The following is a 10,824-nucleotide window of genomic DNA, read 5'->3' on the forward strand; positions in this document are numbered from 1 at the left end:
GTGGGCGGATTACGCGGTGGTGATCAAGCCCATCTCGGCCGGGTTCGCCAGCGCCTTGTGGGAGGGCAGCACCTGGATGCCGTAGCCAAAGCTCCCTGAACGGTCAATGAGCAGGTCGGTGGAGAACAAGTAGCGGCCGGGGCCGTTTTCCTCCACGTGCTCCAGGGCAACGGTAGATGTATTGGTGAGCTCATCCGAGTCCCCAGCAGTTCCGTAAACCACCGTGACAGTGACGTCTTCGGGCCGCAGCTCACCCAAGTTCACGTGAGCCCGCACCTGCAGCGATTCACCGATCTGGGGTTCATCCGCGAGCCCGTGGGATTCCACGTGCTCTATGCCAATTGCCGACCAGGCCGGGCGCACCCGCTCAACCCAGGACGCAAGCTCCTTCGTGGCCGCGTAACCGTCCGCACGTGCCAGGCGTCCGGCCTGTGCGGCCGGCTGGTACAGGCGCTCCACGTACTCTGCGACCATGCGGTTCGCTGAAACCTGCGGGCCCAAGTGCGCGACAGTGTGCTTGATCATGGAGATCCAATGCGCGGGAAGATTGCCGGTTTGCGGCTTTGACGGGCCAGCCGCTCCAGCTGCCTCGCCATCAGAACCCGCGGTTTCACCGTAGAACCGCGGCGCCACCTGAGTTTCCAGCAACTCATACAACGCTGCTGATTCGATGTCGTCGCGTTCGTCCTCACTGGTGCCGGTATTGGCCGTGGGGATCGCCCAGCCGTTTTCGCCGTCGTACATCTCATCCCACCAGCCATCCATGACGGAGAGGTTCAGTGAGCCGTTGATGGCCGCCTTCATGCCGGAGGTGCCACACGCTTCCAACGGGCGCAGCGGGTTGTTCAGCCATACGTCACAGCCGGGGAACAGCGTGCGCGCCATGGCGATGTCGTAGTTGGGCAGGAACACGATCCGGTGGCGCACGTCGGGGTCGTCGGTGAACTGCACCAGGTCCTGGATCATTTTCTTGCCGGAGTCGTCGGCAGGGTGGGACTTGCCCGCGATGATGATCTGGATGGGGTGGGTGGGGTGCAGCAGCAAGGCCTTCAGCCGGGCAGGGTCGCGCAGCATCAGGGTGAGGCGCTTGTAGGTGGGCACGCGGCGGGCAAAGCCGATCGTGAGTACATCCGGGTCAAGGGCCGAATCGGTCCATGCCAACTGGGCGTCGGCAGCCCCGCGCTTGCGCCACGAGGAGCGGAGGCGGCGCCGGGCATCCTTGACCAGCTCGGTGCGAACGCTGCGGCGCAACGCCCAAACGTCCTCATCGCTGATATCCCAGACCTTGGACCAGTCGGTGGCGTCAAGGACATCGCTGTCAAAACGCTCCCGCACCAAGGCCACCCAGGCGGGGTCAATCCAGGTCGGCACGTGCACGCCATTGGTCACCGACGTGATCGGAACGTCCTGGACATCGAATCCTGGCCACAAGCCGGAGAACATGCCCCGTGAGACCACTCCGTGCAGTTTGGCCACACCGTTGGCGCGCTGGGCCAGACGCAGACCCATGAGCGCCATGTTGAAGACGTCCGGGTCGCCGTCGTCGTACGTTTCGGCGCCCAGGGAAAGGATCTGGTCAACGGGCACTCCCGGTGCCAGCGAGCCGGCAAAGAAGTGCTCGATCATGCCGCGCGGGAACCGGTCGATTCCGGCAGGGACGGGCGTGTGCGTGGTGAACACGGTGGAGGCACGGCCAGCAGCCAGCGCCTCGTTCCAGGTCAACGGCTCCTCGGTCACTGCCGGGTCCATGAGCTCGCGGATGCGCTCAATACCCAGGAAACCGGCATGGCCTTCATTGGTGTGGAACACTTCCGGGGCCGGGGATCCGGTGAGGCGGGCGTGGACGCGCAGCGCCTTGACCCCGCCCATGCCCAAGAGCAGTTCCTGGGTCAGCCGGTGGTCGCCGCCGCCGCCGTACAGCCTGTCCGTCACGCCGCGGGCGGCATCGTCGTTTTCGGCAACGTTGGAATCAAGCAGCAGCAGGGGCACACGGCCAACATCAGCACGCCAGATATGGGCGCGCAACACGCGGTTGTCGGGCAGCGGGAGCTGAATCTGGATGGGGGTGCCGTCGTCTTCGCGCAGCAGGGTCAGGGGGAGGGCGTCCGGGTCAAGCAGCGGGTAGGTTTCCTGCTGCCAGGCGTCCCGGGACAGCGACTGCTTGAAGTAGCCAGCCTGGTACAGAAGTCCGACGCCGATCAGCGGCACCCCGAGGTCGGATGCGGACTTCAGGTGGTCACCGGCGAGGATGCCTAGTCCGCCGGAGTACTGGGGGAGGACTTCGGTGATGCCAAATTCGGGGGAGAAGTATGCGATGCACTTGGGGGCTTCTTCGCCCAGTTCCTGATACCAGCGTGGGTTGGCGATGTAGTTCCTGAGACTTTGCTCGGCTGTTGCCACACGGGCCACTACATCGTGGTCCTGAGCCAGCTCCTGCAATTGCTCGCGGGACATGGCCGAGAGCATGGCCAAGGGGTCGCGGCGGGACTTCTCCCACAGCTCTGGGTTGAGTGATTCAAACATGGCGCGGGTCGGCTGGTGCCATGACCAGCGGAGGTTGGTGGCCAGTTGTGTCAGCGCAGAAATCTGCGCAGGAACGAGGGAGCGGACGGTAAATCTGCGGATTGCCTTCATGCCGGTCACCATAGTTCATGAATATTAAAAACACCGGACTGGTGTGTCTTTTGCGACGTTGGTGACGTAACCTTTCCGAAACAGGGCGTATGTGTCATGCACGTGACGGCGCAATCCTGCGATTTCCCGCCAGGCCTTAGCATTATGCGCGAGGATTGACTAACGTCTACTTTGTGACTACTTCCAAACCTTCGTCTCAAATGACAGCCGCCACCGCTACGCCAGCCACCGAAAATGGTGCCGCAGCCACTGAAAATGGTGCCACAGGGCGCCAGCAGTCGGTGCCAGCGGACCCGCAAAACGGCCTGCGCTTTGGCCGGATTCCCATCACGAACGTGCAGCCGGTGCTTGAAGACGGAAAATTCCCCGCCAAGGGCGTCCGTGGTGCCGACGTGCGCGTGAGCGCCGTGGTCTTCCGCGAAGGCCACGACCTCCTTGGAGTTACAGCGGTCTTGTTCGCGCCCGACGGCAGCGAAGCCCAGCGCACCAGGCTTTCTGCCGGCCCCAAGGGCAGCGACTCATGGGTGGGAGTGCTGACTCCGGCCTTCGAAGGCCATTGGAGTTTTGCCATAGAAGGCTGGAGCGATAATTACGCCACGTGGGCGCATAACGCACAGGTGAAAATAAACGCCGATGTGGACGTTGACGTCATGCTGGCAGAAGGCGCAGAACTGTTGCACAGCGCAGCCAGGGACACTCCTGACGAGGCTGCTGCCGGCGTCTTCAAACACGCCGCAAACACCCTTGCCGACGACTCACTGAACGTCATTGACCGCCTGGCCGCAGGGACCAGCGCTGACGTGCGTGCCGCCGTCGTGCGTTATCCGCTTCGGGATCTGGTGACCCGCAGCGAGTCCTACCCGCTCTACGTTGAGCGTGACGCTGCAGGACGCGGTGCCTGGTATGAGTTCTTCCCGCGCTCTGAGGGTGCCCGGCATGACTCGCAGACGGGGCAGTGGACCAGTGGGAACTTCCGTACGGCCGTGGACCGGCTGCCAGCCGTTGCAGCCATGGGCTTCGACGTGGTGTACCTGCCGCCGATCCACCCGATTGGCACTGTCAACCGGAAGGGGCCGAACAATTCGCTGACGGCAGGTCCCGCCGACCCCGGTTCACCGTGGGCCATTGGCTCAGCCGACGGCGGGCATGACGCCATCCACCCGGAGTTGGGCACTTTTGAGGACTTTGATGCGTTTGTGGCGGCGGCCAATGAGTTGAAGCTTGAAGTTGCGCTTGATCTGGCCCTGCAGTGCGCCCCGGACCACCCGTGGGCCACGACGAATCCGGAATGGTTCACCACACGGATTGATGGAACCATCGCCTATGCGGAAAACCCGCCAAAAAAATACCAGGACATCTACCCGTTGAACTTTGACAACGACCCTGCCGGGTTGTCCGCGGAGATCTTGCGTATTGTCAGGCTGTGGATTGACCACGGAGTGCGGATTTTCCGGGTGGACAACCCGCACACCAAGCCGGTCTGGTTCTGGGAATGGTTGATCGGCACCATCAACGCAGAACGCCCCGACATTGTGTTCCTCGCCGAGGCATTCACCCGCCCGGCCATGATGGCGGCATTGGGCAGGGCCGGATTCCAGCAGTCGTACAGCTACTTCACGTGGCGCAACACCAAGGAAGAACTCGAAGAATACCTGGTCCACGTCAGTAGCGAATCGGCTGGCTACTTCCGGCCCAACTTCTTCGTGAACACCCCCGACATTCTCACCGAGTACCTGCAATACGGCGGACCGGCAGCGTTTAAGATCCGCGCCATTCTGGCCGCCTTGGGCAGCCCGCTCTGGGGCATGTACGCCGGCTATGAACTGTACGAGCACGTGGCCCGCCCCGGCTCCGAAGAGAATATTGACAACGAAAAATACGAGTACAAGGCCCGGGACTTTGCTGCGGCGGAAGCCCAGGGCAGGTCGTTGGCACCGTTCGTGACAAAGCTGAACAATATTCGCACGGCCCACCCGGCACTGCTAGACCTGCAAAATCTGAGCCTGCACGAGAGCACTGACGAGGCAACTCTGGTGTTCAGCAAGCACAAACTCATTGCAGCCACGGACAGCGAACCGGCCCGCAAGGACACCATCATTGTTGTCATCAACGTTGACCCGCACAGCATGCGTGAAGGTGAAGTGAACCTTGACCTTGATGCGCTTGGCCTGGATCAGCTCTCCCCCGACGGAACGTTCATCGTGGAGGAGCTCCTTACCGGAGCCACGTGGAATTGGGGCAAGCGCAATTACTTCAGGCTGGATGCTCACATGGAGCCGGCCCACATTCTGCATGTCAGGAGCTGAACATGACCTTCTCTCACGTCAACAACAGCGCGCCAAAGTTCAATTTGAACGCACCGGGGCTTGCCCACGACCCACATTGGTACCGCAAGGCTGTCTTCTATGAAGTTCTGGTGCAGAGCTTCGCGGATGCCAACGGCGATGGAGCGGGAGACTTTTCCGGACTGATCTCCCGTCTTGACTACCTGCAATGGCTCGGCATTGATTGTCTGTGGCTGCCCCCATTTCTAGACTCACCCCTGCACGACGGCGGCTACGACGTCCGCGACTTCAAGACCGTCATCGATGCCTATGGCACCATTTCTGACTTCAAGTCTCTGGTTGCGCAGGCTCACGAACGCGGCATGCGCATCATCATTGACCTGCCGCTGAACCACACCTCCGACCAGCATCCGTGGTTCAAGGCTTCCCGTGAAGATCCTGAAGGACCCATGGGTGATTTCTACATGTGGAGCGACACCACGGAGCTGTATGAGGATGCCCGGATCATCTTTGTGGACACTGAGGAATCGAACTGGGCGTTCGACCCGGTCCGGCGACAGTACTTCTGGCACAGGTTCTTCAGCCACCAGCCTGACCTGAACTATGAAAATCCCAAGGTGCGGGAAGCCATCTTTGACATCGTGCGTTTTTGGCTCGGACAGGGCATAGACGGATTTCGTGCCGATGCCATCCCCTACCTGTACGCCGAGGATGGCACGAACTGCGAGAACCTTCCGGCCACCCACGTGTTTTTGCAGGAACTTCGAGCCATGGTCGACGCCGAGTTCCCCGGTCGCATCATCATCGCGGAGGCCAACCAGATGCCCGACGAAGTCGTGGACTATTTTGGCACCCCGGATAAGCCGGAGTGCCACATGGCTTTCCACTTCCCCATCATGCCCCGGCTCTATTACGGGCTGCGGGACCAAAAAGCTGCGCCCATCATCGAGACCATGGCCAATACGCCGGATATTCCCAAGGGGGCCCAATGGGGGACGTTCCTGCGTAACCATGACGAGCTCACGCTGGAGATGGTCACGCCCAATGAGCGCGAGGCCATGTTGGGCTGGTACGCCCCGGACTCACGCATGCGGGCCAATATCGGCATCCGGCGCCGCCTGGCCCCGCTGCTGGATAACTCCCGGTCGGAGATTGAACTGATCAACGCGCTGTTGCTGGCGCTGCCGGGCAGCCCCTTTTTGTACTATGGCGACGAGATCGGCATGGGAGACAACATCTGGCTTGACGACCGGGACGCATCACGCACTCCCATGCAGTGGAACCCTGACCGCAACGCTGGTTTTTCGCACGCAGACCCCGGCAAGCTTTATCTGCCGGTGGTGCAGTCCCTTGTCTACCACTACAACCACGTCAATGTTGAAGCGCAGACGGCCCACACGAGTTCCCTGCTCCATTGGAACAAACAAATATTGCAGGTCCGCAAAGCCCACCCAGCGTTTGGTCTGGGCCGCTATGAGCCGGTGGCCTGCAGCAATGAGGCAGTGCTCGTGTTCCTTCGCGTGCTGGCTGTGGGTAATGAGGAAGGTGAGTGGCCGGAATCGATTCTGTGTGTTTTCAATCTTTCCCAACATCCTGCCGCCGTCACTCTTGATGTTCCCACTTTGGCCGGCCGCGGGCTGCGGGACGTCTTCGGTAGGGGCATCTTTCCCGGTATCGACGACAAGGGCCAAGTGACACTGACCCTTGGTTCTTACGACTTTTATTGGCTGCGGGTGCGTTCTCAGGCATCCAACGTTCTTTCCACCCAGACGCAGGCGATGCCTATCATCAGTGAAACGGAGCACGGGTACTGATGACGGGGACGCTTCTGGGCCTGCTGGCTGATTGGCTTCCACGGCAGCGCTGGTACCCGCGAAAGGGCTCGGCTGGAGTTGGTGCACGGCTGGGGGTTGCCAGCAGTTTTGAGCTTCCGTCCCCTGACCCTGCTTGTACGCGGCTGGTACTGCTTGTCACGGTGGATTTCCCTGAAGCAGAGGGTTCCACGGACTCAGGTAATGACGCAGACGCGGATGCAGGGAAGTACGACGCCGGAACCCGGCTCACGCTGCAGGTGCCGCTAAGCTTTTATCAATTTGGTACAGATGTACCAAATACGGGGATTGTTGGCTCCGGGTTGCCGGAGGTTGCTCTTCTTGGCGACCTCGCCGCTGGTGCGGCAAGGCCGGATGGCGACCCTTGGCCGGGCGACGGCCTCTGGTCCGGCGGGCACGTGTATGACGGCTTGGCCGACCCAGCGTTTATGCAAGCCTGGCTGGGGGAACTCGCCGGGCACACGGAACTCGCCGAAAACGGAGTAGTCCTGTCCTCGGGTCCAGAATCCGCGGGGCACCTTTGGGTGTGGCGCAACCCTCGGTTGGCGCGCCTAGGGGAGCAGCCGGCGTCGGGTATCCGTTTAATCGGAACCGAGCAGTCCAACAGTTCGGTTATTTTTGAGCTCGGCAGCAAGGCCTTCATGGCCAAGTTCTTCAGGGTTCTGCAGGCCGGGGTTCATCCGGAAGTTGAAATTGGCAGGGCGCTGGCCACCCTGGCCGGCGGGATCGGCGAGCCGCATGTTCCGGCGCTGCAGGCCGCCGTCGGCTTGACGGAAGTGAACACCACTCTTTTTGTCATCCACGACTTGGTCCAGGATGCGCAGGACGGCTGGGAAGTGGCACTCGCTGCAGCCGCCGCAGGTGAAGATTTTTCGGCAAACGCCTACGGTATCGGATCGGCGCTTGCCCACGTTCACGGCAGTCTGCGCAACAGCCTGGGCACGCACCTGTACAACGTGGCTGAGACTGCGGCATTCATTGATGCGATTGCGAACCGACTGGAGTGGGCCTGGGAACTGGCCGGCGCCGACGTCGGACCGTACGACGATGCTGTGCACGCGTTTATAGCCCAACTGCACCAAATAAAGTCTCTGCCGCAAACCCAGCGCATTCACGGGGATTTGCACTTGGGTCAACTGCTGAAAGGTGGTCCCGGAGCAACAGCTTGGTACATTCTGGACTTTGAAGGCGAACCGTTGCGGCCACTGGCAGAACGTGGTCTGGCAGACGTGACGCTACGAGACATTGCCGGAATGCTGCGCTCCTTTGACTATGCCGGGGCCCATTCTGCCGCCAATAATGCCGGGTCCGCGGACGCCGGTGCACAATGGGTCCGCAACTGCTCCGATGCCTTCATAAAGGGATATGAAAACGTGTCAGGGGAGAGCATTGCGCGCAAGAGTCCCCTTTTCGTGGCATTGTGGCTTGATAAGGCGCTTTATGAGGTTGTTTACGAATTACAGAATCGGCCCGATTGGGCTTGGGTGCCGATAACGGCCGTGCGGGATTTGTTTGATTCAAAGGAAAATGGAGTAGACATGGGACTGGATATAAAAGCCCCTCTGGCAGTTGATGCGGGAGTTTTGGCGCGAATTTCCGAGGGCACCTACTACGCCCCGCATTCAGTGCTTGGCGCACACCTGCACGGGGACGGCAATGTTACGGTGCGAACACTGCGGCATTTGGCTCAATCCGTGCAGTTGGTGACTGAGCACGGGGAATTCCCCATGACCCATGAACACGGCGGCATTTGGACTGCAGTTGTTCAGGTGGAGGAACCAGGCCACGTGCCGGACTACCGCCTGGATGTCAGCTACGCCGAAGGTGTCCACCGCAGTGATGACGCCTACCGCTACCTGCCCACGGTGGGTGAACTGGACATGCACCTCATCGCCGAGGGCAGGCATGAGACGTTGTGGACTGTGCTGGGTGCACACGTGCAGCGTTACCACTCAACGTTGGGCGAAGTAACGGGAGTCAGTTTTGCCGTCTGGGTGCCGGCCGTTCAGGCGGTGCGGGTAATCGGCGAATTCAACGGCTGGGATGGCCGCGGCCACGCCATGCGAAGCTTGGGCAATAGTGGCATTTGGGAATTGTTCATTCCCGACGTGGCTGCGGGGGAGCGCTACAAGTTCCAGATCCTCAGTGAAAATGGCGACTGGCTGGAGAAGGCTGATCCCATGGCCTATGGCACGGAAGTGCCGCCGTTGACTGCCTCACGTGTTGTTGAATCAAGCTACGTGTTCCAGGATGCGGAGTGGATGGCTCGGCGTGCACAAGTGGATCCGCACAATTCGCCCATGAGTGTCTACGAAGTGCACCTGGGTTCCTGGCGGCCGGGGCTGAGCTATAAGGAACTGGCCACGGAGCTTGTCGACTATGTCCATGGGCTGGGGTTCACCCACGTGGAGCTCATGCCTGTTTCAGAACACCCGTTTGGAGGCTCATGGGGCTACCAAGTCACGTCCTACTACGCGCCGACCGCCCGTTTTGGACACCCCGACGAATTCCGCCTGCTGGTGGACTCACTGCACCAAGCCGGTATTGGCGTCATCATGGACTGGGTGCCAGCGCATTTCCCGAAGGATGACTGGGCGCTGGCCAAGTTCAACGGGCAGGCACAATATGAGCACTCCGATCCGCGGCTGGGTGAACACCCCGACTGGGGCACACTGATCTTCGACTTCGGCCGAAATGAGGTGAAGAACTTCCTGGTGGCAAACGCGCTGTACTGGATGGAGGAATTCCACATTGACGGTCTGCGTGTGGATGCTGTGGCCTCCATGCTCTACTTGGACTACTCACGGGACGAAGGCGCTTGGAGTCCCAACCGTTTCGGCGGCCGGGAAAACTTGGAGGCCATCAGCTTCCTGCAAGAAATGAATGCCACTGCGTACCGCCGCAATCCCGGGATCGTCACCATTGCTGAAGAGTCCACGGCATTCCCCGGGGTCACTGGGCCAACAAGCGCCGGCGGGCTCGGCTTCGGCATCAAATGGAACATGGGCTGGATGCACGACTCGCTCTCCTACATGGAGGAGGACCCGGTCAACCGGGGCTGGCACCACAACCAGATCACGTTCTCACTTGTCTACGCGTTTACCGAGAACTTCCTTCTGCCCATCAGCCATGATGAAGTGGTGCACGGGAAGGGGTCGCTGCTGCGCAAAATGCCAGGGGACCGTTGGCAGCAGCTGGCTAACCTGCGGGCCTACCTTGCTTTCCAGTGGGCGCATCCAGGCAAGCAGCTGATCTTCATGGGGACCGAGTTCGGGCAGGAGTCCGAATGGAGTGAACAACACGGCTTGGACTGGTGGTTGGCGGAAAACCCCTCACACAGCGCCGTGCAGACCCTGATCAAGGAACTCAACGATCACTATTCGAGTATTCCCGCACTCTATGAGCTGGACAATGTTCCGGAAGGCTTCACCTGGCTCAACGGGGGAGACACCGAGCACAACGTCATCTCGTTTGTTCGCCTGGACAAGAACGGCAACCCACTTGTCTGCGTCTTCAACTTTGCCGGCGTGGCATATGAGGGCTACCGGATCGGTGTTCCCCAAGCCGGCCAGTGGCAGGAAGTGCTCAACACCGACCTCGCCAAATTCGGCGGATCCGACGTCGGCAACTCAGGGACAATGTTGGCCGAAGCACTGCCGTGGGATGGTCAGGAAACCTCATTGAGGCTCCGTGTTCCGCCGTTGGGTGCCCTGTATTTGGCGCCCGTCGAGTCCTAGAGCGACCGCTTTGGCAGCACCTCCCCTCCGTTTGGTGATCGCGGCGGGGAGGTGCTAGAGTTAGTACTCCGCTGAACGAACGGTTCAGATCCGGACAAGACCAATCCTCTGGCCTCGAAAATAGGCCTAATGAATTGCGTTCAAATATAAGTTTGAATCTAGTCGAAATCATGGATTTGACTTCCTGGAATTCAGTCGGGTAAGATTTAGAAGTTGCCCCGGTGCTGATCGTTGTTGATGGATGAGTGTTGTTTTGCTTGTTTGTTGGTGGTGTGTGGCTGGGTGTGGTTGTTGTTTGAGAACTCAATAGTGTGCCAAGTTTTATTGATACCAATT

The 10,824-nt window shown here is 60.3% G+C and carries 4 protein-coding genes; 3 read left to right on the top strand and 1 reads right to left on the bottom strand.

Features of this window, described 5'->3' with window-relative positions; all coding sequences use genetic code 11:
• Window positions 1–9 precede the first annotated feature (9 nt).
• Entirely contained in the window at window positions 10–2,634 is a 2,625-nt protein-coding gene (gene glgP, locus JMA46_RS10555) for an alpha-glucan family phosphorylase (protein WP_207345290.1), read from the bottom strand.
• Window positions 2,635–2,807: 173 nt separating this feature from the next.
• Here glgP and JMA46_RS10560 point away from each other — a divergent pair, with 173 nt between their 5' ends.
• From JMA46_RS10560 to glgB, 3 genes are read left to right on the top strand one after another with little or no spacing between them, the layout of a single operon-like run.
• Entirely contained in the window at window positions 2,808–4,940 is a 2,133-nt protein-coding gene (locus JMA46_RS10560; protein ID WP_348770123.1) for an alpha-1,4-glucan--maltose-1-phosphate maltosyltransferase, read from the top strand.
• A 2-nt stretch (window positions 4,941–4,942) separates the two neighbouring features.
• Window positions 4,943–6,733, top strand: a complete 1,791-nt coding sequence (gene treS, locus JMA46_RS10565; RefSeq protein ID WP_207345291.1) for a maltose alpha-D-glucosyltransferase — start codon at window positions 4,943–4,945, stop codon at window positions 6,731–6,733.
• Complete coding sequence (gene glgB, locus JMA46_RS10570; RefSeq protein WP_207345292.1) at window positions 6,733–10,488, top strand: 1,4-alpha-glucan branching protein GlgB; 3,756 nt, start codon at window positions 6,733–6,735, stop codon at window positions 10,486–10,488. Before treS ends, glgB begins: the two co-directional genes overlap by 1 nt.
• Window positions 10,489–10,824: the final 336 nt, after the last annotated feature.

Source organism: Arthrobacter sp. E3 (assembly GCF_017353415.1).
Classification (GTDB): Bacteria; Actinomycetota; Actinomycetes; order Actinomycetales; family Micrococcaceae; genus Specibacter.